Source organism: Halanaerobaculum tunisiense, from assembly GCF_054657635.1.
The window spans coordinates 1-23,475 of sequence record NZ_BAAHYI010000005.1; the positions used below are offsets into that span (position 1 = coordinate 1).

The 23,475-nt window shown below is 33.8% G+C and carries 19 protein-coding genes and 2 pseudogenes; all 21 read right to left on the bottom strand.

The annotated features are described in order from the left end of the window. Nucleotides 1-90, bottom strand: a 90-nt coding sequence (locus tag ACYQ3D_RS05675; RefSeq protein ID WP_459837254.1) for an adenylyltransferase/cytidyltransferase family protein, incomplete at its 3' end; no start/stop codon positions are given. Nucleotides 91-993: 903 nt separating this feature from the next. Then, nucleotides 994-2,145: a divergent polysaccharide deacetylase family protein gene (locus tag ACYQ3D_RS05680; protein WP_459837006.1), complete on the bottom strand. Its 1,152-nt coding sequence runs from the start codon at nt 2,143-2,145 to the stop codon at nt 994-996. Between the two features lie 30 nt (nt 2,146-2,175). Then, the gene (locus ACYQ3D_RS05685) at nt 2,176-4,164 is read right to left on the bottom strand and encodes a sigma-54 interaction domain-containing protein (RefSeq protein ID WP_459837007.1); all 1,989 of its coding nucleotides are present in this window, start codon (nt 4,162-4,164) and stop codon (nt 2,176-2,178) included. 173 nt (nt 4,165-4,337) lie between these two features. Then, the gene (locus tag ACYQ3D_RS05690; RefSeq protein WP_459837008.1) at nt 4,338-4,427 is read right to left on the bottom strand and encodes a MetS family NSS transporter small subunit; all 90 of its coding nucleotides are present in this window, start codon (nt 4,425-4,427) and stop codon (nt 4,338-4,340) included. Nucleotide 4,428: 1 nt separating this feature from the next. Continuing rightward, complete coding sequence (locus ACYQ3D_RS05695) at nt 4,429-5,958, bottom strand: sodium-dependent transporter (protein WP_459837009.1); 1,530 nt, start codon at nt 5,956-5,958, stop codon at nt 4,429-4,431. A gap of 129 nt (nt 5,959-6,087) precedes the next feature. Beyond that, nucleotides 6,088-6,627 carry a 2-oxoacid:ferredoxin oxidoreductase subunit gamma family protein gene (locus ACYQ3D_RS05700; protein WP_459837010.1) on the bottom strand — a complete coding sequence of 180 codons (540 nt, stop codon included), beginning with the start codon at nt 6,625-6,627 and terminating at the stop codon, nt 6,088-6,090. A gap of 1 nt (nt 6,628) precedes the next feature. Further along, nucleotides 6,629-7,375, bottom strand: a complete 747-nt coding sequence (locus ACYQ3D_RS05705) for a thiamine pyrophosphate-dependent enzyme (RefSeq protein ID WP_459837011.1) — start codon at nt 7,373-7,375, stop codon at nt 6,629-6,631. Beyond that, nucleotides 7,375-8,427 carry a 3-methyl-2-oxobutanoate dehydrogenase subunit VorB gene (locus ACYQ3D_RS05710; RefSeq protein ID WP_459837013.1) on the bottom strand — a complete coding sequence of 351 codons (1,053 nt, stop codon included), beginning with the start codon at nt 8,425-8,427 and terminating at the stop codon, nt 7,375-7,377. The genes ACYQ3D_RS05705 and ACYQ3D_RS05710 overlap by 1 nt, the downstream gene beginning before the upstream one ends. 47 nt (nt 8,428-8,474) lie before the next feature. Beyond that, on the bottom strand, nt 8,475-8,681 hold the full coding sequence (locus tag ACYQ3D_RS05715; protein WP_459837015.1) for a 4Fe-4S binding protein: 207 nt from the start codon (nt 8,679-8,681) through the stop codon (nt 8,475-8,477). A 68-nt stretch (nt 8,682-8,749) separates the two neighbouring features. After that, nucleotides 8,750-8,860, bottom strand: a pseudogene (locus ACYQ3D_RS05720) (butyrate kinase); the annotation flags it as partial. Next, complete coding sequence (locus ACYQ3D_RS05725; protein ID WP_459837017.1) at nt 8,848-9,921, bottom strand: Leu/Phe/Val dehydrogenase; 1,074 nt, start codon at nt 9,919-9,921, stop codon at nt 8,848-8,850. The pseudogene ACYQ3D_RS05720 and the gene ACYQ3D_RS05725, both read right to left, overlap by 13 nt. Nucleotides 9,922-10,195: 274 nt before the next feature. Continuing rightward, complete coding sequence (locus ACYQ3D_RS05730; RefSeq protein ID WP_459837255.1) at nt 10,196-10,378, bottom strand: hypothetical protein; 183 nt, start codon at nt 10,376-10,378, stop codon at nt 10,196-10,198. Nucleotides 10,379-11,125: 747 nt separating this feature from the next. Next, the gene (gene htpG / locus ACYQ3D_RS05735) at nt 11,126-13,039 is read right to left on the bottom strand and encodes a molecular chaperone HtpG (protein ID WP_459837019.1); all 1,914 of its coding nucleotides are present in this window, start codon (nt 13,037-13,039) and stop codon (nt 11,126-11,128) included. Between the two features lie 88 nt (nt 13,040-13,127). Then, nucleotides 13,128-14,018: pseudogene (locus tag ACYQ3D_RS05740) on the bottom strand (methyl-accepting chemotaxis protein). Between the two features lie 225 nt (nt 14,019-14,243). Next, a complete protein-coding gene (locus tag ACYQ3D_RS05745) occupies nt 14,244-14,813 on the bottom strand; it encodes a cache domain-containing protein (protein ID WP_459837020.1) in 570 nt (189 codons plus the stop codon). Between the two features lie 1,297 nt (nt 14,814-16,110). After that, complete coding sequence (locus tag ACYQ3D_RS05750; protein ID WP_459837022.1) at nt 16,111-18,342, bottom strand: BglG family transcription antiterminator; 2,232 nt, start codon at nt 18,340-18,342, stop codon at nt 16,111-16,113. A gap of 75 nt (nt 18,343-18,417) precedes the next feature. After that, complete coding sequence (gene tkt, locus ACYQ3D_RS05755; protein ID WP_459837023.1) at nt 18,418-20,397, bottom strand: transketolase; 1,980 nt, start codon at nt 20,395-20,397, stop codon at nt 18,418-18,420. Nucleotides 20,398-20,450: 53 nt separating this feature from the next. Then, nucleotides 20,451-21,092 carry a fructose-6-phosphate aldolase gene (fsa, locus tag ACYQ3D_RS05760; protein ID WP_459837025.1) on the bottom strand — a complete coding sequence of 214 codons (642 nt, stop codon included), beginning with the start codon at nt 21,090-21,092 and terminating at the stop codon, nt 20,451-20,453. Between the two features lie 63 nt (nt 21,093-21,155). Continuing rightward, nucleotides 21,156-22,421: a PTS ascorbate transporter subunit IIC gene (gene ulaA / locus ACYQ3D_RS05765; protein WP_459837026.1), complete on the bottom strand. Its 1,266-nt coding sequence runs from the start codon at nt 22,419-22,421 to the stop codon at nt 21,156-21,158. A 138-nt stretch (nt 22,422-22,559) separates the two neighbouring features. Next, entirely contained in the window at nt 22,560-22,826 is a 267-nt protein-coding gene (locus ACYQ3D_RS05770; protein ID WP_459837027.1) for a PTS sugar transporter subunit IIB, read from the bottom strand. 18 nt (nt 22,827-22,844) lie between these two features. Further along, nucleotides 22,845-23,300 carry a PTS sugar transporter subunit IIA gene (locus ACYQ3D_RS05775; RefSeq protein WP_459837028.1) on the bottom strand — a complete coding sequence of 152 codons (456 nt, stop codon included), beginning with the start codon at nt 23,298-23,300 and terminating at the stop codon, nt 22,845-22,847. Between the last annotated feature and the right edge of the window lie 175 nt (nt 23,301-23,475).

Below are 23,475 nucleotides of genomic sequence, written 5' to 3' on the forward strand. Positions count from 1 at the left end.
CTTATCAATAATTTTATTAGCTCTTTTAATTATATTTAAATGTCCATTAGTCACAGGATCAAAGCTCCCAGGATATACTGCTGTTTTCATTATCCCTCTCCCCTTGCTTCTTTATTTATTATTATCAAATACTAAAATATTGTTAGTTATATAAGTTATATAATTAAAAATATTTCTCTACTTCTACTAATTCAACCTTTAACTTTTAGCAAAAGATAATACTAAAATTATTTTATTCACAATCTTTGCTATAAAAAAAAGTAATTATAATGAACAATAATTTTCCTCGCCTGTTCATTTCTTCTATAAGTATTTTAACATTTCGTTAAAAATATATCAAGCCTTTATTAAAAAAAGATTTTTCCAATTCAAGAAAGGAAAAGTTGCTTACTTTCTAGTATCACATCAGGTGACCAAACCTCAAAAAAATAGCTTAAATTTTCTTCTTAATGGATAGAACCTTTAATATTTCCAGATAGTTATAGTCTAAATAAACTATTTGCCAGTATCTAAAATGGATTTTGTAATCAATAAGTCCCAATTCGCTTTTAAAGTAATGGTAACTTGTTTCAATTTCCCAACATAATAAGACTTTCGCACAATCAATGTTGCCAACTGATCCTTGATACTCTTAAAAATAATAGAAATCATCAGCTGAACTTGGCGCTTTATAATAACCAAGTCCTTCAATTTGGCTATCATTTTCTGATTGAGGAGTTAAAGTATCATCGATTATTAAGAATCCTGTTTCATCTTTTTCAGCTTTTATAGTAGTAAAATTAATAATTTCTTCACCTTAACATTATTCAATTATTTCTGTGAATTATAATTTTTCCCTTCTTTTTTAGATAATAAAATCATTTAAAGCAAAAAATGAAAAAATTCCTAAGGGCCAACTCCCCTAGGAGGTCAAATCACTACTAATTTATTAAATTAGCTGATATCAAATTCTAACTCTTCTTCTCCAGATGTTTTAAGTATTTAATTCTGAATTCATTTTTCTAAATCATCAATTCCTACAAATCTAATCCCTGCTTGATCTAATCTAGGTAGTATATTCTGCAAAGCTAAGACAGTTACCTTACCTCCCCGCGGGCCAACATGGCCAATCCCAATTGCCTGTCCTTGTCTAATTGCCTGCCCAGCTAATCTTAACAGCGCCTTGCGGATATAACCATAGTCTTTGTGGTGATCTAAGAAGACATCTCGCTCTAAGACTGGTACATTTAACTTATAAGCTACTTCTTGGATAACACTTTTAGGAGTGGTTTTACTATCTATAGCTAACAAACCTTCCTCTTTAGCAACTTGTAAAACCTGCTCCATAACTCGTCTATTAGCAGTAGCTTTACCACCAGTATGATTATTAAATCCTACAGCTTGGGGAATATCAGCTATTGCTTCTTTCATTCTAGTCTTGATTTCTTGATCAGATAAATCTGTCAAAATAGGCTTCGGTCCTAACCAATTAGGTCGATCCAATTCTGCTTCCATAGGCAGATGGATAATTACATCATAACCTCGTTTTATAGCTTCCTCAGCTTCAGCAGTAGATTTCTTTTCAAAAGGCATAATAGCACAGGTGATTTTCTGCTTTAGCTTAAATATTTCTTCAGTTCCCTTAGCTCTATTGCCTAAATCATCAATAATAATTGCTACCTTAGCAGCTTCTTCTCGAGCCTTGATCTGCTGAGTAGTATCCAAAAAAGGAGATATACTCAATCTCCGCGAATTAATCAAAAACTGGATAGATTCTACTTCCGATATAGTTGAAGCATCAGTGATCAGTGCTTCAATAAGATCAAACTGTTTAAAAGTATTCAGTTTATAAATTTTTTCTGTTAGATTTAAATAAGCAATTCCTTCGTTATATTCAACATCTGATATAATTTGAGACTTCCTTATAGACTGCCTGATTTCAGTTTCTATTTCTTCTTGTATTCCTTCATCAGGATCATATCCTACTAACTCTAATAATTGACTAATCTCAGAATATAAGGAAAAATCTCTTAACTCAGTTTGTGGTTGATCTTGTTGCTCGTTAGTAAATAACATAATTCCTGTAACCAATACAATAAAACATAATAATAAACTAATATACTTGAAATAATCTACTTTAACCACCTCTGGTAATATTATTTGCAAAAAAGTAGAATATATTCTACTTTTCTAAACTTAATAATCTAATTCAAATTTATCTAATTTATAATATAAACTTCTAACTGATATATCCAATAATGCAGCAGCTTGCTTTTTATGTCCATCACTTTTTTCTAAAGCTGTAATTATTGCCTGACGTTCTGTTTGGTTTACAATTTTGTCTAAAGTCTTATTCTCTACGTCTAATTTAGAGTTAGAGAATAAACTAGATTCCTCTTCTTTACTATTATCCTCTAGTGGTGGGATATGCTCCGGTTTAATTATATATTCATAACGCTCCATATTTATTATACTACGACCAATTATATTCTCCAGTTCTCTTACATTTCCTGGCCAACTGTAATTAGTCAATTTTTCTAAAGCTTCTTGCGTAATATCCTTTACTAATTTACCATAGTCTTGAGTATAACATCTCAACAACATTTTCACTAATGCTGGAATATCATCTTTTCTCTGGCGTAAAGTAGGAATAGTAATTGGGAATTCATTTAATCTATAATACAAATCTTTTCTGAATGACCCCTCTCTTACTTTCTGGTATAAGTTAGAATTAGTAGCAATAATCACCCTAACATCTATTTTTATAATTTCAGTCCCCCCCACTCTAATTATTTCATTTTCCTGTAAAACTCTTAATAATTTAGCCTGAGACTTAAAATCTAATTTCCCTACCTCATCTAAAAAAATAGTTCCTCTATCTGCTTCTTCAAATAATCCCTTCTTTCCCTCTTTTTTAGCTCCAGTAAAAGCTCCTTCTTTATAACCAAATAATTCACTCTCTAATAATGATTCAGAAATTGCTGGACAATTAACTGGAATAAATTTTTCTTCCGTTCTATTACTTGCATTATGAATAGCATGAGCAAAAAGTTCCTTCCCGGTCCCACTTTCTCCTTGTAATAAAACAGTAGCTGGAGTTATAGCAGCTTTTTTAGCCTTATTAATAGCAGAAATTATCTCCCTCGTTTCTCCAATAATATCTTTAAAAGTATACTTTGCTTCTAACATCCGCAATGCTTTTTTAGTCTCAGATAATTTCTTACCTAATTTTCGAATTTCAGAAACATCATGAATGACTCCTACACTTCCTTTTAATTCTCCATCTACTATAATGGGAGATACATTGACTATTACTTCTTTACCTGTTGGTCCCACTTTCAGTGGGACTTCAAAAACTGGTTCTTGAGTTTCTAATACTTGCAAGTGCATACTTTCTCCTTCAGCAATATCTACTGTAGCTGGTTTGCCAATTACATCCTCTTCAGTCAAACCAGTAATTTCAGTATAAGCCCGATTAATCATAATCCCTCTCCCATTTTCATCAACTACAGAAATAGCATCTTGGGTAGCATTAATAATTTCTTTCAATATAACTTTTATTTCTTTTAAATTAGTTACTTTTCTTGCCATTTCCCTTACTTCTGTTATGTCTCTAAAAACTGCTACAGCTCCTATAACTTCACCTGCTTCATTCTTGACTGGAACTCGATTGGTCATTATTTTTTTCTCTCCAATTAATTGCAGTTCATTAATTTCTTTTTGACCAGTTGCTAAAACTTTATTAAGTCTAGTATTAGGGACTACTTCTGCAATTGGTTGGCCTATATATTTTATATCTTTTCCTAATAATTCTCTCGCCGAATTATTAATTAAAGTTATCTGCCCTTCATTATTTACTGCAATTATAGCATTATGAGTAGAATTAATTATAGTCTTGAAATTATAGTTGGCCCTTAAATCATTATACTCCTCTTGTTTCGCTAGCCAAGCAAAGATATCAGAACTAATTATTATAATCCCATTTTCAGAAATATCAAACTTCTCTTTTAAAGTTTCTGGAGTAAGACTAGAAAAAATAACATCAACTTGTTCTAAATTCAATTTCGTAGAATCTATTTCAGCCAAAGAAATAGTTCTTAAAACTTTCCAAATAGAACTCGCTCTTAAGTAATCCACTAATAAGTTGTTATCCTCATTGTCCTCAATTACAATAGCATTTCTCATTCTCCCCCTCCTGATTTATTTTTTCAAAAAAATAACAATATTTAAATATTTTAGTTTAACCTCTATTAATAATAATTGCATAAAAAAAAGTATTTTCCTAGAAAATACTTTCAATTTTTATAACTTTTTAATTACTAAAGCTCTATTGCCACGTGGCAATAGAGCTTTAGATCCTAATTATTAATTTGCTTAAAACAAAGTACTAATCCACCACCCAACACTAATATAGCAAATAAAAACATCATCAAAGCACTAGATGACATATTAATTACCCCCTTTAGATTCATGAAAATCGGTTACATTTAATTCGTCTATTTTATTCCCTTGCCAAGATTGCTTACTTAAAATAACTCCCCCAATTATAGCTGCTGCAGCTACTAACCAGCCATATTTAACTAAAGCACTTATAGAATAACCACTATAAGGTTTAGCAAATTCTTGGATTATATTACGAATAAAGGAGATACCTAATATAACAGGGGTAATATATTTAATTACAATTAACCACCAGTCTCCTACTCCAAAATCAGACTGGGAATTAACATAATTCTTAATCTTACTGGTTTTATAAAACCAACCTATAAAAATACACTCCACTAAACCAACAAAAGCAATCCCAAAATTCATCATCCAATGGTCTATAATATCTAAGAAATACAATCCTCCTCTAGTAGCAAATAGTAGACTAACTACAAACGCAAGTCCACAAACAATTGTAACTGCTTTCTTTCTAGCTAAATCAAACTTATCTCTTACAGCAGCTATAACTGCTTCAGTAATGGAAATAATGGAGGAAAAACCAGCAATTGATAAAGATAAGAAAAAGAGGATAGCAAATAAGGACTGAAACCCTGGTAGCAAATTGATAGCCTTCGGAAAAGCTACAAAAGCTAATCCAATACTCTGAGCTACCACTTCAGATATTGGCTGACCAGTCTCTAGTGCCATATAGCCTACTACTCCAAAAACTCCTATTCCAACAATAAAACTAAAAAGACAATTAGATAAACCAGTAATAAAGGCATTATTAACTAAATCAGCATCATCCGGCAAATAACTCGAATAAGTTATCATAATCCCAAAACCTATACTCAAAGTAAAGAAGATTTGACCGTAAGCTGCTAACCAAACATCAACATTTAACAAAGCACTAAAATCGGGTTCTAAAAACTTATTTATTCCTGACATCGCTCCGGGCAAGGTAATCCCCCGAATTATAATAATCACCATAAAAACAGCCAAAAGAGGCATAAATATTTTAGAAGCTTTTTCAATTCCACCTTCAATACCATTATACAAAATTATAAAATTAATAAACCAAACTAAAACTAAACTTATTAAAATTGTGATATTCATCCCACCGATTTTGTCTATTCCAGAAGTTATCTGTAAGTGAGTTACATTAAAAAACTCCCCAGGATTACTACCCCAAACTCTGCCAAATGCATAGGTAATATAATTTAACCCCCACGCAATAATAACTGAATAATAAGTCGAAATAGCAAAAGAGACTAAAACAGGCCACCAACCTAACCATTCCCACTTTTCTTTCATCTTAGCAAAAGATAAAGGGGCTGATCCTTTATTCTTATGCCCAACTCCAAACTCTAGAATTAAAATAGGCAATCCTGCTGTTAATAAAGCAAAGAAATAAGGAATTAAAAAAGCTCCTCCTCCTTTATCATAAGCAACATAACTAAATCGCCAAATATTTCCTAATCCTACAGCTGAACCAATTGCTGCTAAAATAAACCCTACTCTTGACCCCCATTGAGTTTTGGTATTATCTGCCATTTTTGTTTACTCCTTTCTACTCCATTCTCCCTAATAAGAAGCTTGGCTTCCTCCTTATAATCTTATATAATATAATAAAGTTAGGGATAAGCAAACTTAGTATTGCTCCTCCCTAACTTTTATTAACATCTAATCAACTAACTTTTTTCCTTCTTCTAAAGCTTTCTGATTCAAGGACAATAAATCATATCTATGCTCCGGTAACACCTCTTCTAAAGACGAAACTACTGAACTAAATTTCACTGGCTGAATCTTAGCCACAACTGCCGCTAACATCACCATATTAGCTACTTTATTACTTCCTAGCTCATTTGCAATTTCATTAGCTGAAACTTCAATAACACTAACATCTTCGCGGATTACTTCTTTATCAATTAAAGAAGTATTAACAAATATACTACCGCCACTTTTAACCTTAGGCACAAATTTATCCAAAGAAGGTCTATTCATTATTACAGCTATATCAGGTTGCGAAACTACTGGAGAAGCTATCAACTCATCAGAGACAATTACATTACAATTAGCTGTACCACCTCTCATTTCTGGACCATAAGAAGGAATCCAAGAAACTTCTTGTTCCTCCTTCATTCCTGAATAAGCTAATAGCTTTCCTATTAACATTACACCTTGACCACCAAACCCAGCCATAACTAATTTTGTTTCTTCCATCTTATCCTTGCACCTCCTCAGACACTATCTCTCCGAGAGGATATTCGGGAATCATATTTTCCTGTAACCACTTTATTGATTCTACTGGAGTAAGTCCCCAATTAGTAGGACAAGTAGATAATACTTCTACTAAGGCAAATCCCTTACCTGCTAATTGAATTTTAAATGCTTTCTTAATTCTTTCCTTAGCCTGCTTAATGTGCTGAGGGGTATCTACTGCTACTCGAGCAATGTAAGCCGATCCATCTAAGGTAGATAGCATTTCCGAAACTTGAAAAGGAAAACCAGCTTCCTCTACATTTCTCCCCCGAGGAGCAGTAGTAGCTTTTTGGCCCTCTAGAGTAGTAGGGGCCATCTGCCCGCCAGTCATTCCATAAATAGAATTATTGATAAAGATAGTAGTTATTTCTTCCCCCCTATTAGCAGCATGAACAATCTCTGCTGTTCCAATAGAAGCCAGATCACCATCTCCTTGGTAAGTGAACACAGGTTTATCAGGATGAGTTCGTTTAATCCCTGTAGCTACAGCTGGAGCTCTACCATGGGAAGCCTCATGCATATCTAAATCAAAATATTCATAAGCCAATACCGAACAACCTACTGGAGCAACACCAATTGTTTCTTCTTGAATCTCTAATTCATCAATTACTTCTGCTACAACTCGATGAACTATACCATGAGTACAGCCAGGACAATAATGAAACTCTTTATCTGTTAATGCATCTGGCTTGCCTGCTATCTTTTTCATCACTTCCGAACCCCCTTTACTTTATCAACTATCTCTTCTGGGTCAGGAACCACTCCTCCAGTCCGACCATAAAATTCAACTGGTTTTTTTCCTTTGACTGCTAAACGAACATCTTCTACCATCTGACCAGTACTCATTTCAACTGTCAAGAATTTATCAACTTGATCTGCCACTTCATTAATTATTTGCTCCGGAAAAGGAAATAAAGTTATCGGACGAATCAAACCTGCTTTGATTCCTTCCTTTCTGAGTTGCTTAATAGCTGCTTTAGCTATTCTAGCCATTGTACCATAAGCAACAATTGCTATTTCTGCATCCTCAATATTCTCTATTTCGTATTGAACTTCATTTTCTTTAATCTCTTCATACTTATCATTTAATTTCCAATTATGTTCTTCTAGATTTTCAGCATCTAGATATAAAGAATTAATAATATTTTTCTTTCGATCCTTAGCTCCATCAGTTATCCAGTCTTTGGCTGGTAAATTATTACGACCTATATCTTTAAACTCTACCGGTTCCATCATCTGCCCGAGATAACCATCCCCTAAAATCATAACTGGATTGCGATATTGATCTGCAATATCAAATGCTTCCTGCGTTAAATCTACTGCTTCTTGAACTGAATGAGGAGCTAAAACTACTAATCTAAAATCACCATGAGCCATACCCTTAGTAGCTTGAAAATAATCAGATTGAGCAGGTTGAATTCCTCCTAAACCTGGCCCGCCTCGCATTATATTAACGATTACACACGGAAGTTCAGCTCCTGCAATATAAGAAATACCTTCTGCCTTAAGACTGATTCCCGGGCTAGAAGAAGAAGTCATTACTCTAGCTCCTGCTCCAGCAGCACCATAAACCATATTACTAGCTGCTACTTCACTTTCCGCTTGTAAAAAGACGCCTCCTTCTTCAGGTAACCTTTGCGACATATATTCGGGAAGAGCATTTTGCGGGGTGATTGGATAACCAAAAAAGTGACTACAACCAGCTTGAATAGCTGCTTCTCCAATCGCCTCATTTCCTTTCATTAATGTTTTGTCCCCCATCTTCATACCTCCTTTGATTTACTAAATCAATCTATACTAAGTCCGCCTTAATTATAAACCTCTATCACTAAATCTGGACAAATAGCGGCACAAAATCCGCAGCCGATACACTGCTCTTGATCAGTTATTTCAGCAGGCTGAAATCCTTTAGCATTAGTCTTCTGATCAGACATAACCACTATTTCTTGCGGACAAACTGTAGTACATAACTTACACCCTTTACACTTTTGAGAATTGATCTTTACCTGTGCCACCGCAGATCAACTCCTCCTTTCTACATAACTGATGTTCCTTATTATCACCAATAAAATTTAACTTCTTCCTATCCTTGTAACACTCGTAATGCTCCTTGGGCCAACGCCTCTAACTCATTTTCTCCAGGATAGATTTCAACTGGACATTGCTTATTCCTCCTACTCTTTATCTTCCCGGTTTCCGAATACTATTTAACTTAGCTACCTTATCAATTCTTTCCTGGGCCATAACATCTGCTGCTTTATAAGTTGGAATGTTATCTCGATCAGCAATCTCAAACACTCGTTCAATCTTACCATAAATCTTTTCCACTTTACTTTCAGCTCTATTTGGATTATAACCACCAGCAGCAAATTCTTCTGCTACATTAATTACTCCTCCACCATTAATCACATAATCCGGAGCATAAATCATCCCTTTTTCTTCTAGTTCAATTCCGTGTTTCTCTGGATCTTCTAACTGATTATTAGCCGAACCAGCAATTACATCACATTTTAAAGTTTCCAAGGTTTGATCATTAATAATAGCACCTAAAGCAGAAGGAGCAAAAATATCACAATCTACACTATAAATATCATCCGGATCTACTACTTCCACCTCAAAATCCTTTACTACCTGACTGATATTGTCTTCGTATAAATCACAAACAACTACTTGGGCTCCTTCCTTATCTAAATGTTTAACAAGATGATAACCAACATGCCCTACCCCCTGAACAGCAATCTTTTTATCTGCTAAAGCATCACTACCATAAGCTTTCTTAGCAGCTGCTTTCATTCCACAATAAACTCCATAAGCAGTGTAAGGAGAAGGATCACCACTTAAAGACGGTAGCCCGGCAACATTATCAGTTTCCTTCTTAACCAACATCATATCTTCTACATTGATCCCTACATCTTCAGCTGTAATATAGCGCCCACCTAAACTTTCAACATAACGACCAAAGGTTCTAAACATTTCATCATTTTTATCCTTCCGAGCATCACCAAGAATTACTGTCTTACCGCCGCCAAAATCAAGCCCCATAGCTGCATTCTTATAAGTCATCCCTCTAGATAAACGCAGTCCATCTAATAAAGCATCTTCTTCACTCTCATAATCCCACATTCTAGTACCACCCAAAGCTGGACCTAAAGTGGTATCGTGAACATTAATAATTGCCTTTAAGCCGGTCTCTTTCTCCTGTATAAATACAATCTGTTCGTAATCATATTCCTCCAAATAATCAAATTTATCCATGATTGATTCCTCCCTACCTTATTTTTTATTCTGCACCACTACTTTTCCTAAGATAATTGAATTTAATTATTCTTAGCACTATCAGCCCGTGAAGATAAAACCACTGGCGTAGTTGCACCAATTAATACCCCACCAAACTAAGCCTCAGATAAATGCATTAATGACTCATATAACACATTACCAACTTCAATTCTAGCACCACAATAACATCCGCCTTGCCTGCTACTTCACTCTCAATCCCCTTGATTCTTTTACTTCCAGACTGATTGCATTATCAAAAGCTAGGCCCGTCAACTCTCGCTCCCTTTATTTGGCCTCTATCTGCTATTTTAGATAAAATCGCTGCATCCATTGTAGCCGGCATCTTCTCCTTAACTTTCTCTACTGCTCCTACTATAGCCACTTTAGGTCGGTTAACTTCCAATGCTTGGGCTACTTGAATAGCATTTTCCGTTATTTATACCTTTTCTTCTAAATTAGGAGCTATATTCTCCATTTATAACTGCTTGCAATAACTTAGCAGTACTAACTAACCCTTTCATTACGAATTCTGCTTCTCCATCGCTCACTAATTTAACCGCCCTTTTAGCTGCAGCTTCAACTTGTTTGGTTGCAATAATATCTTAGGTTTATTTCCGACTAAAATAGGTTCTATTAGCCTGGTTTTAGCTGTACTAATTGCTTGTTTTGGCCCACAAGCGTCTTTATCTATCATCTTTATTCATTTTAACTTCTCGCTGATAACTACTCACTTTATTTATACTGCAAGTTAAATACCAAAGTCGTAAAAGACTAATTTTTTTGTAAATATTCTTCCTAAAACCTATTAATTTAAGCTAATTAGAAAATAATTACTAGTAAATTAATTCCTAAAAATCATCTTGCTGAAATAACTAGTCTGCAATAAACTTCAATTTGCAAAAAAATTCATGCAATTTATTTCAGGAGTTTCCTTTTTAAACTGTCCAATGTCTGCTCTAAATCAGCTTGAGTAGAATTTTTATAGAAGCAATAATTAAACCACAAAAAAATAGAAAACATGAGAGAAAATTCTCTCATGTAGCCCATTCTAAAATCTTAACTAAACCTGAAACTCATTACAAAATAAAAAAATTTCCTGCAAAAATAATCATTTAAAATCAAAAAAACCGGGCCTTAGTTGGCCCGGAGTTTAATCTATTACTATTATTTTTTCAACTTATCTTTAAGTAGCTTCCACCATTAACTCAGTAATCTGGTCACTAAAGTTAACTGGATCATCGGGCGTAAATCCTTCTACTAGGGAAGCTAGATTATATAATAATTCACTATACTGGGCCAACTGATCTGAATTACCCTCATCTTCATGAATCTCTTCTAACTTAGCAAATAACTCATGATCAGGGTTGATCTCTAAAATCCGCTCGGCTTGGCCCATATTTTGATCCATCTGCTTAAGTACTTGCTCCATCGACATGCTTAATCCAGCATCTCCACTCACTAAACAGACTGCACTGGACTTTAAGCGTTTACTCAGGCGAACATCACTAACTTTATCTGCTAAATTCTCTTCAATTGCTGTTAGTAACTCTTCGGCTTGCTCTTCTTGCTCCTCAACATCTTCGTCAGCATCCTCTAAATCCAAATCACCTCGTAGAACTGATTTGAATTCTATATCATCATATTCTCTTAAATTATTAATTGCAAATTCATCAATCTCATCAAAGAAATACAGTACCTCTAATCCTTTCTCCTGTAATAGCTCCATCTGTGGCAGCTTAGCTACTGTTGTTTCATCTTCACCAGTTACATAATAAATCACATCTTGATCTTCTTCCATTCGTTCAACATACTCAGTTAGCGTAGTCATTTGACTATCAGAATCAGAAGAAGGGAATAACATTAAATCAACTAACTTGTCCTGGTCTTGACCATGAGTCATATTAACGCCACTCTTAATTAACTGACCAAATTCACTCCAAAACTGCTTATATTGCTCACGGTCATCCTCTAACATACTCTTTAAGCGCTGGAAAACTTTCTTCTTTAAGTTTTTACTAATTATCTTTAACTGCTTATCATCCTGGAGAACTTGTCGGGAAAGATTTAAAGTGAAATCAGGCGAATCCACTAACCCCCGGACAAATCTCATATAATCAGGCAATAACTTAGAACAATTATCCATAACAAAATTATTTTTAGAGTATAGTCGCAACCCTTGATCAAAATCCTCAGAGAAAATATTAGATGGTGCTTGCTGAGGAATAAAAAGCAAAGTAGAATACTTTACTAATCCTTCTACTTGACTATGGATTACTTCTAATGGTTCCGTCCAGTCAGTAAAGACTTCTTGGTAAAATTCATTGTATTCTTCTTCGCTAATATTACTTTTATTTCTAACCCATAATGGTTTCATACTATTTAAAGTCTTTACTTCTTCGGTTGTTGTACCTTCCTCATCTTCCTCATAAACCTTCATCTTAATAGGATACTCTACATAATTAGAATGTTTCTGGACCAAATGTTCTACATTCTGGCGCTTAGTTAAATCTAATTCCTCACCACCAGCAGTGAATTCATCTCTTAGATGTAGCTTAATGGTAGTACCTCGCTTGGCCTTAGCAACTTTTTCTATAGTATATGTACCATCACCTGTTGACTCCCACCTGATTCCTGTATCTCCTTTAGGCGCTCTAGTAATTAACGTCACCTTATCTGCTACCATAAAGGAAGAATAAAAACCAACTCCAAACTGACCAATCAGATCTAAAGCCTCATCATCCTCAGCTTCAGCTTTAGTCTCCTGTAACTTCTCTAAAAACTTCTGCGAACCTGACTGAGCAATAGTTCCAATATTTTCTATAACTTCATCATAAGTCATTCCAATTCCATTATCCTGGATAGTAAAGATATTATTCTCTTCATCTACATCCAGCCAGATCTCAAAATCGGAATCTCCTTCCAAAATATCCTGATCTGTTAGTGACTCAAATTTAACTTTATCAATTGCATCGGAAGCATTAGCAATTAACTCTCTTAAGAAAATCTCCTGATTAGTGTAAATAGAATTAACCATCAAATCAAGTATCTTTTGAGTTTCAGTCTGAAACTTTTTTTCTTCTGCTTTTTGAGCGGTCATTAATCATCCCTCCTTAGTAATAGATCCACCTAGCATACATTTTAGCATCAGATAGCATTCATTGTCAAATAGTAGCCAGCTCTAAACTTTATACTTTAAATTCTTCTATTAATTTTTGCAACTCTTGAGCCATACTCGCCAGTTCTTGGGAAGATTCAGTAGCTGAATTAACTTGCTCACTATTTTCAGCTAACTCTTGTGTAGCACTAGCAGTCTGTTGGATCTGGGCTGCTGTCTCTTCAGTAGCTTCATTAATATCACTAAATACTTCTCCTGTTTTATGAGCTATTTCCTCTCCTTTATTTGTTTTTTCTTTTACTTTCTCAACTGCTTCTAAACCTAACTTCGATTTTTCTTGTGTTTCCTCAACTAAACTAGCAATTTCTTCTGTTGTTTGAGAAGTTTCTTATGCTAACTCTCTAATCTCATCTGCCACTACAGCAAATTCTTGGCCATGTTCACCAGCTCTAGCTGCTTCACTAGCTGCATTTAAAGCCAATAAGTTGGTCTGTTCAGCTATATTAGTAATCATCTTTACAATCTTACCAATCTCTTCTGAATTACTATCTAAATCCTTAATTACCGCTACTGCCTCTTCTACTGATCTATTTATCTCTTGCATATTATCTACTGCTTGTTCAATATTTTCCGCACCTACCTCAGTCTGTGAACTAGCCTGTTGAGCAAAACTAGTTACTTCTTGCGTGCTAGCTGAAATCTGTTGAATGCTAGCCGACATGTCAGCAATTAATTCATTAGTAGAATCTATTGTAGCATCACCTTCTTCTGCTGAAGCTGATAATTCTTCACTATAAGCTGATAGATCTTCAACTGTATCCAATAGCTTAACTATTATATCTCTTAAACTATTTTTCATCTGCTTTACTGATCTTTCTAATTGTCCAAATTCATCTTTTCTATCTGTTTTAATATCAACTGTGAAATCTCCTGCAGCTATTTGGGGGATTTTAGTAATCAACTTATCAATCGGCTTTAATAAATATTTATTATTTATAACATAAATTACTATCCCTAAAACTATAGCTACAATAAAACTAAAGAATAAAATTAACTTCTGGAGCTTATCTCTAGTCTGATAAACTTCCTCAAATGGTAACTGAGCAAAAATAGCTCCATCAAGTTTATCAACTGTTACATAGGAAGCTAATTTTTCTTCCTTGGTATCAACATCTTGATACTCTATTTATCCTTGCCCTTGTTCCAACAAAGGATTTAGATTGAAGTCATTATTAATATCATAACCTTCTTCCACTAATTTCTGCTCAGGATGAGCAATAATTCTTCCTTCCTGATTAACCATATAGACATAACCGTTTTCACCTATCTTTTTATTAACAATCTTTTGACTTAAAGTCTTTAACCTTACATCCCCACCTAAAACACCAATCAATTCTCCTGTTTGATCTTTAATTGGTACTGCCACACCAATAATTGGTTGGCCACTAGCTGCATCTACAAACACATCAGTCCAAATCATTTCTCCTTCTTGTTTAGCCCTTTTATACCATGGTCTCTCCCGAGGATCAAATCCACTCCAATCATCTTTGGGGAAGGACTTCATACCACCATTAGTAGTTCCTAAATACAAATAAGAAAAGTAAGGATGATTTTGAGCAATTTCCTCAAATAACTTAGTCATCTCTTCGGTATCATTCTTCTTTACCGCTGAAAATTTAAATAACATATCTAATGTAATCTCTGTTTCTTCTAAAAAAGATCGCACTTCTTGTTCTAAATCCTTGGCTACTTCCAAATTATTTTTGTGCTGATTTAGTTATTTCTTGGGATACATAATTATTAATCATAAACCCTAATAAAGAAATAAATACAATCAGTAATACTATGATTGTACCATTAACTTTAAACATTAAACTATCATAAAATTTAGTCTCCTCTTATTTCATATTTAACCCCTTTCTATTATATAAATAACCCATTAATTAGGGATTCACTAAAAAAATCACTATTATAAATCAATAATTGACAATTAATTCAAGAGTATAACATTGTTTAACTGCTTGCTTGTTAATAAAACTTTAGTATTCTAATATACTAACATTAAAGAAAAATTTTATAATAAAAATCAGCTGCAGGAGGAATCGGACTTATGAAAGAATCAACAACACTTATAGAACCTATAGTACTTGGAGCAATTGCAGGCTTTATCAGCAATCTTCCTAAAACAATACTTAGTAACCTCTTTCATCATTTTAGCTGAACAAGATATACTTTTGATCAGCTAGCTGCTGGGTTATTTATAAAACAAGAAGTACTTTCTAATCCCTTAGTACTAATTGTAGGTTATGTTACAGATTATACAGTCGCAGTTTTTCTCGGAGTTTTACTAGTCTATATTATCAGAAGAACAGGTAATAATTATGAAAGCTTTAAAGGATTACTAGTGGGCTTAGGTAGTTACGTTTTTCTATATGGCCTTATGCTTAAATTACACATTACTAGTGTTAATTTAGCAACACCATTACCTAATTTTTTAGCTTTATTCCTGCATCTTCTCTTTGGCCTACTTAATGGTTGGATTATTAAAAGGTATAATACTAGCACTAAACTTTCTTAATTTAGATTATATTTTTGTTGAAAAAACTTAAAATATAGCCTGCAACAGCATAATTAATACTTTAAATCAAATTGACGATTGAATATATAGGGAGGGTTTCTCATTGACTAACGATAAAGTAATAAACTGAGTTATACTTGGAATTCTAGCCAATACTATCAAACTGATTTCTAACTATATTAGGACTATTTGGTACCTTACTCGTCTTCTTTTCGCGCCTGAAAAAATAGATAAGCCCCTCTAAATAAAAGTACCCTCAGCACTATAATAAGGCCAAGGGTAAAATAAATTATCTGTTTTTAATTTGTTGATAATAATCTAAAATTTTATCATCCATTTTTTCACTTAGATCACATAATAATCTATTTAATAGATTATTTTTGCTTTGATTTTATCTTCTAGCTGTTGTCTAAGTTCTCTAATTTTCCCTTTTAAATTCTTCATTTTATCCCTCACTTTAACTAATCTTCTTATTTCAATTTAACATTCCTTCTATCTTAGTTATAACATCTTGTTTGCTATCTACTGTCAACATTTCCTCTACAAAATCATATTCATCAATTAATTTTAACAATTCAGATAAAGCAGAAAGATGAGAAACTTCATCTACAGGAGCTAGCGTAAAAATTAGATGAACAGGATCATAGTCATGCCCAAAATTAACTCCTTCTTTTATAATTCCTAGCCCCATACTCTTATTTACAACTCCATCTTCAGGTCTAGCATGGATTAAACTAATATGAGGCGCTATTACTACGTAAGCACCTTTTTCTTCAACGATTTCTATTGTTCGCTTAACATATTCTTCTAATATATACCCTTGGTCTACTAAAGGTTGTCCGGCCATTCTAACTCCTGTTCTCCAATCATCTATTTTATCAATTACCCTTATATTATCTTTAACTAATAATTCTAATAGTCCCTTACCACTCTCTTCTATACTTTGCTTATCAACTGTATTATCCACTTCATCCAGAACTTTAACACCTTTAGAAGCAAAAAAATCTTTTAAATCTTTTTTTAACATATCTTTATCCCCTACAATTGCTTCTTGCTCTATAACCTCAATTACTTCTTCAATCTCAAAGGAATGATCTGTTTTAGATTTAGAGTCATCTGTAGTTTCAGTAGCAGCAAAAACATCTTGCTTACTATGAATAATTGCTTTAATATTTTTCTTATCCTCTTGACTCAATAGCGGATTAACTTGTAATACTAAAACATCATCAAGTTCTAAGGGGATAGTTGTAATAACTAAATCAATATTTTCTAAATCTACTTCATTATTCTCTAATTGGATAACCGAAAAAACATCACAAATCTCAATCTCAGAAAATTCTTTACTTAATCTAGAAGATAACAAATTAGTTGTTCCCACTCCACTTGAACAGACTAAAACTGCCCTTAACTTCCTACTAGACTGTAAAGATTTACTCCTCTCTAAAGCAGCTCCCAGATGAAGGGTAATATATCCAATTTCATCTGAACTAATTGATTTTTGTAACTTGCTCTGTAATATCTTAGCTGCTCTTTGAGCTGCTTTAAATATTTCCCCATACCTACTTTTAACATCTAACAGTAAAGGGTTCTTTAATGGTAGATCATATTTGATTCGATTAATAGTTGGTTTTAAATGTAACGCTAAACCAATTATTAATTGCGTATCATCAATCAACTTGACTTCTAAATAGTCTTCAGCTATCTTAATCATTTCTTTAGTTAAAATAATCAGCTCTTGGTCTAAATCTTCGTCAACGAGTTTTTCATAATCATCATCACCTATTTTTTGCCATAATTTAGCTCCCATTAAATGTAAGGTGACATAACCTATCTCCGAATCGGGAATGCTTATTTCAAAAATTTGTTCTATGATTTTTCCTATCTTCTTGGCGATCTTATATTCATCACTTTTTTTGATAACCTCTAATCGTTCCTCAGGTAGCTCAATATCTTCCCCTTCTAATAATCTACTGATTGCTAAAGCCAAATGAACTAACAGACTAGCATAAGCTTCATCGGCAAATTGAAATCCTAATTGTTTTTCAGCAAAAGAAATTACACTTTCAATCTTAGTTAAATCAATACCAGATACTAATTTATCAAACTCTTTAAAGAATCCTGGCTCTAGGTTTCTATCTTTTAATGCTTGTTTTTGAATTCGTCGTAAAAAACCAACTAATTCTTTTTTATTTGCTGTTTCTTCTAAAACATTCATCATAGCATGCCTAATATCTATCTCTTCACCCTTGATCTCCAAACCATAATTTGTCTTTCTAATCAGAGTTAGATTGTGTTTAGATAACCAGTTTTCGACTTCATCTAAATCTTTAATTATTGTTGACTTACTGATGCGTAACATTACTTCTAATTCTTTGATAATAATCGGTTCTTTAGCTTGAAATAACCTAAATAAAATCAGATACTGGCGCTCTTTAGGAGATAAAATTCTTTCCAGTCCATGAATATCAATTAATTCTTTTTGAATCTTATTTAATTCTTCTTCTGCTCCCTCTAAATAAACCCCTACTCGTGGCTTTCTTATTAGTTTAGCATCATAAGAAGCGATACTAGACTCAATATCATCTAGATCATATCTAATTGTTCTACTACTAACATTAAACTTATTAGCTAACTGTTTAATAGAGACTTCTTGCTCTTGACTAATTAAATACTTTAACAATTGACAAACCCGTGGCTTTAAACTCAACTTCTTACCTCCTCATTCTCACTTTATTTAAAGGGAAAAGCTCTTGTAATTAATTACAAGAGCTTTAAAATGCTTCTAATCCAATTTTTTTATAATATCATTAGCAATTTTTTCAACATTAAAACCAAATTCTTGAGCAACCTTTTCTCCCGAAGCACTTAACCCAAAATCTTCTATGCTAATAACATAATCCTCACCTTCTAAAATTGAATACCAACCTTGGCTGACTCCGGCTTCTATTATAACCTTTAAAACATTCCTATCTCCCAAGGTAGAAGCTATATAATCCTGATCTTGAGCCAGGAATTTTTCTCTATTTGGTACTGAGACAACTCTTACATTTAAATTTTTCTCACGTAATGAGCTAGCTACCTCACTTGCTAAAGCAACTTCACTACCAGTAGCTAATAATGATACATCTAAACTTTCTTCTTGCTCTTTACTTACCAGATACCCACCTTTATTGAAATTACTAGTACTACTTACTTTACTAATATGAGGTAAGTCTTGTCTAGATAATATAAGAGCAGTTGGCCCATCACTTTTTTTCAGTGCTCTAATCCAGGCTTCTTTTGTCTCTTCTCCATCTGCTGGACGAATTACTGATAAATTAGGAATAGCCCTTAAACTAGCTAAATGTTCAACTGGTTGATGCGTTGGCCCATCTCCACCTACATAAATAGAATCATGAGTAAAGACATAAATAGCAGGAAGCCCCATTAAGGCTGACATTCTAATAGCTCCTCGCATGTAATCTGAAAATACTAAAAATGTAGCTGTAAAAGGTCTTAAACCAGATAAAGCGAGTCCATTAGCAATAGCTCCCATGGCATGCTCTCTAATCCCAAACCTAAAGTTACGCCCTGAGAAACTATTCTTTTGAATATCACTATATCTTTCTAGATATGTCCTATTAGATGGGCCTAAATCTGCTGATCCACCTACTAAATAAGGAACTTCATCAGCAATCTTTTCTAAAAATGAACCGGAAGCATCTCTAGTAGCAGTCGGAGTTTCTATTTCTAAGTGGTCAACTAGTTCTTCAAGATTATCAGGCAGCTCTAGGTTCTGAGCCTGATCCCACTCTTCTTTTAACTCTGGATTGGCCTTAGCCCATTGTGTAAACTTCTCTGCCCACTTCTTATTTAACTTTTGTAACTCTTTATTTCGATGAGCAAAATATTCTCTAACTTTATCAGATACATAAAACTTTTGCTCAACTGGCAAACCTAATTTTTCTTTCATTCCCTTAATTTCCTCTGCCCCTAAGGGAGCACCATGAGCTGCACTAGTATCTTGTTTATTAGGAGCACCATAGCCGATATGTGTGTTAGCTACTATCAGAGTTGGTTTATCCTGAATACTCTTAGCTTCTTTGATTGCTTGTTTAACCTCAGCAATATCATGTCCATCAATATCGTCAATCACATGCCAATCATAAGCTCTATATCTATCTGCTACAGATTCTGTAAAAGTTATATCTGTACTACCTTCAATTGAAATATTATTATCATCATAAATAGCGATTAACTTTCCTAAACCTAAATGTCCAGCTAATGAAGCAGCCTCTGAAGTAATACCTTCCATCATACAACCATCGCCCATCAAGGTATAGGTATAGTGATCAATAATATTAAATTTAGTTGTATTGTACTTTTGGGCCATCATTCTTTCAGATATTGCCATACCAACAGCATTAGCAAAGCCTTGTCCTAAGGGGCCTGTAGTAGTTTCTATTCCCGGAGTTTCTTTATATTCGGGATGACCTGGAGTTTTAGAATGTAACTGTTTATAATTCTTCAAATCATCTATAGTTAAATCATAACCTGTTAAATGTAGTAAAGAATAAAGTAACATTGATCCATGTCCAGCAGATAAAACAAACCGCTCTCTATTTGGCCAAGCAGGCTTTTGGGGATTATGATTCATAATCTCACTATATAAAACAGCACCTATCTCTGCACACCCCAAAGGCAAACCTGGATGGCCTGAACCTGCTTTTTCTATAGCATCTGCCGATAAGCCTCTAACTATATTAGATATTCTCTCTAACAAACCTAGTTCCTCCTTTTAAACTTCAATTATAGTAATACCCACTTATACTAAAATTATTTCTGCTCCCAATCATCTAAAAATCTCTCAATCCCAATATCAGTCAATGGGTGTTTAGTCATTTTCTCAATAACTCCAAAAGGAATAGTTGCAATATCTGCTCCTATTAAAGATGCCTCTTTGACATGACGAGGACTTCTAATACTAGCAGTTATAATTTCACTATCCAAATTATAATTAGTAAGAATCGTATTAATCTCTCTAATTAAGTCCATACCCTCATGTGCTCTATCATCTAATCGACCTACAAATGGACTTATAAAAGTTGCACCTGCCTTAGCAGCAAGCAATGCTTGATTAGCTGAAAACACTAGAGTTACATTAGTTTTAACTCCTTCGTTCTCTAAAACTTTTACTGCTTTTAATCCTTCTTCTGTCATTGGAATCTTAACAACTACATTATCAGCCAATTCAGCCAACTCTCTAGCTTCTTCAATCATTCCTTCAGCTTCCAAACTAATAACTTCTGCACTAACAGGTCCTTCAATTATTTCACAAATTTCTTGAATTCGAGTATGAAAATCAACATTACCTTCCTTAGCCACCAAACTAGGATTAGTCGTCACCCCATCAACTACACCTAAACTAGCTGCTTCTTTAATTTCCTCTAAATTAGCAGTATCAAGAAAAAATTTCATTTAATCTCCCCCTTAAAAATTTAGAGAAAGGGCTAGCCCTTTCTCTAATTAGTTATAGTTGTTTTAACCAAATAATTTAGCTATTGTTCCGATGAGAATACCCACAACTCCAAAATCTGCATCTCCAAAAGTAGTATTAGCAAAACCTAAATCTCCTAATACTGGAAGTAATAAAGCAGGTAAGAAAGTTATCAATAGCCCATTAGCAAAAGAACCAAAGATAGCTCCTTTTTTTCCTCCTGTAGCATTACCAAATACTCCTGCAGTAGCTCCAGTAAAGAAATGAGGTACTAACCCGGGAATAATTACAGCTAATCCTAGTGGTTTTAAGAAAAACATTCCTGTAATTCCACCTAAGAAACTAAATAAGAAACCAATAGTTACAGCTGTAGGAGCAAAATTGAAAGTAACCGGACAATCTAAAGCTGGTTTAGCATCGGGAACTACTTTTTCACCGATTCCTTCAAAGGCGGGAACAATTTCTCCTAAAATCATTCTTACACCGGACATGATAATACTAACTCCGGCAGCAAACTTAATCCCTTGCATTACCGCAAACATAAATTGACTCTGATCTCCTGCATGTTCACCAACAATTTCTGGGCCAGCTTTAAAAACAATAATTAAAAAGATAACTATCATAGTTAAAGCGGCTGATAATAATGACTCCTTAAGGAAGCCTAATGCCTCTGGAACTTCAATATCTTCTGTAGAATCTTCTGGATCCCCTACTAACTTACCAATAAATCCAGCTGTAATATAACCTGTCGTTCCAAAGTGTCCTAAAGCAACATCATCATTACCAGTTACATCCTTCATATATATATCTGCTAATGCAGGCATTAAAACCATTAAAAAGCCTAATATTACTGCCCCTACAATTATTAATGGAGCCCCAGTTAAACCTGCAGTTCCTAATACAGCTGCCAATAAAGCTGCCATAAAGAAAGTATGGTGTCCTGTTAAAAATACATACTTTAAGGGAGTAAAACGAGCATAAGCTAAATTGGCTAGAAAACCAAAGCCCATAATTAAAGCTGTTTCTTTCCCTAATGTCTCCTGAGCCATTGCTACTATAGCCTCATTAGTTGGAATTACACCATGAATATTAAAGGCTTCTCTAATTATTGGCCCAAAATTATTTAGGCTTTCAACTAGAACCCCCGCCCCTGCTCCTAAAATAACAAAACCAATAATACTCTTTAACGTACCTGACATAATTTCAGAGAAGGACTTTTTAGCAGCTATCAAACCAATAAAGGCCATTAATCCTACTAAAACAGCGGGCTCACTTAAAATATCATTAACTAAAATATCTAAAAATTCCATTTTTAATCCCCCTTGTTTGTTAAATAAAGTATTATATATCTTATTTGCTTATATAACATCTATAAGTTAGTAATAAGTCCGATAAAATACTTTATTATATTATTGGGTAATTAAATTATATTATTGAATAATTGAGCTCTAAGAAATATAACCCATAATTTTTTCTTTGATTTCATCTTTATCAGTCATATTTTTAATCGCAATCACTTCAGCAGAATGACCTTCTAATTGCTCAGCAATATCTGGTGCAGCAATAATAATATCTGCATCTTCCCCTTTAGCACTACTAGTATCCTTCACTTCAACAGTCCCCTCTATCCCTTCTTGATCAAGAACCTTTTCAGCAGCCATTCTTAACATCAAACTACTTCCTAAACCCATTCCACAAACAGCTAAAATTTTCATTGTAACCCCTCCTTTTTATTATTCATCACTTATAATCTGCTTTATATAAGCAAATACTTCACTAGAAGTATCTTTCTCATAGATTTTATTAACTGAATCATCTTCCATTAAAATTGTCATCAACTGAGACATCGCTGCAACATGTTTCTCATCATCAATTGAACCAAAAGCAAAGGCTATCTTTACTGGATCATTATTTTCATGACCAAATTTCACTGGTGAATCAAGAGTGATTAAGCTCATTCCTGTTTTCTTTACACCATCATCTGGTCTAGCATGGAAAATTGCTACCCCTTCCCCCATTACAATATATGGACCATTATCTTCTACTGATTTAATCATTGCCTCTATATATCTGTCCTCAACTAAATTATCCTTCAAAAGAATTTGTCCAACTTCCCTACCAACATCATACCAATCTTCTGCTTTTACTTTAGTAGATATGCGTTTTTCAGATAATAAATCTAATAACATCCTTATCACCTCTTTCTAAAATTATAAAATATTTCAAATATGTCAACTTTATTTCTGTTGTTACCTTTATCATATAGGCACTGGTGGTAAAATTCAATTCATAATTATTGCTTTTCTTTTCCGGAAAAATTACGGCAAACTAATAATATTTTGTACCAACTACGAATTAAACAAG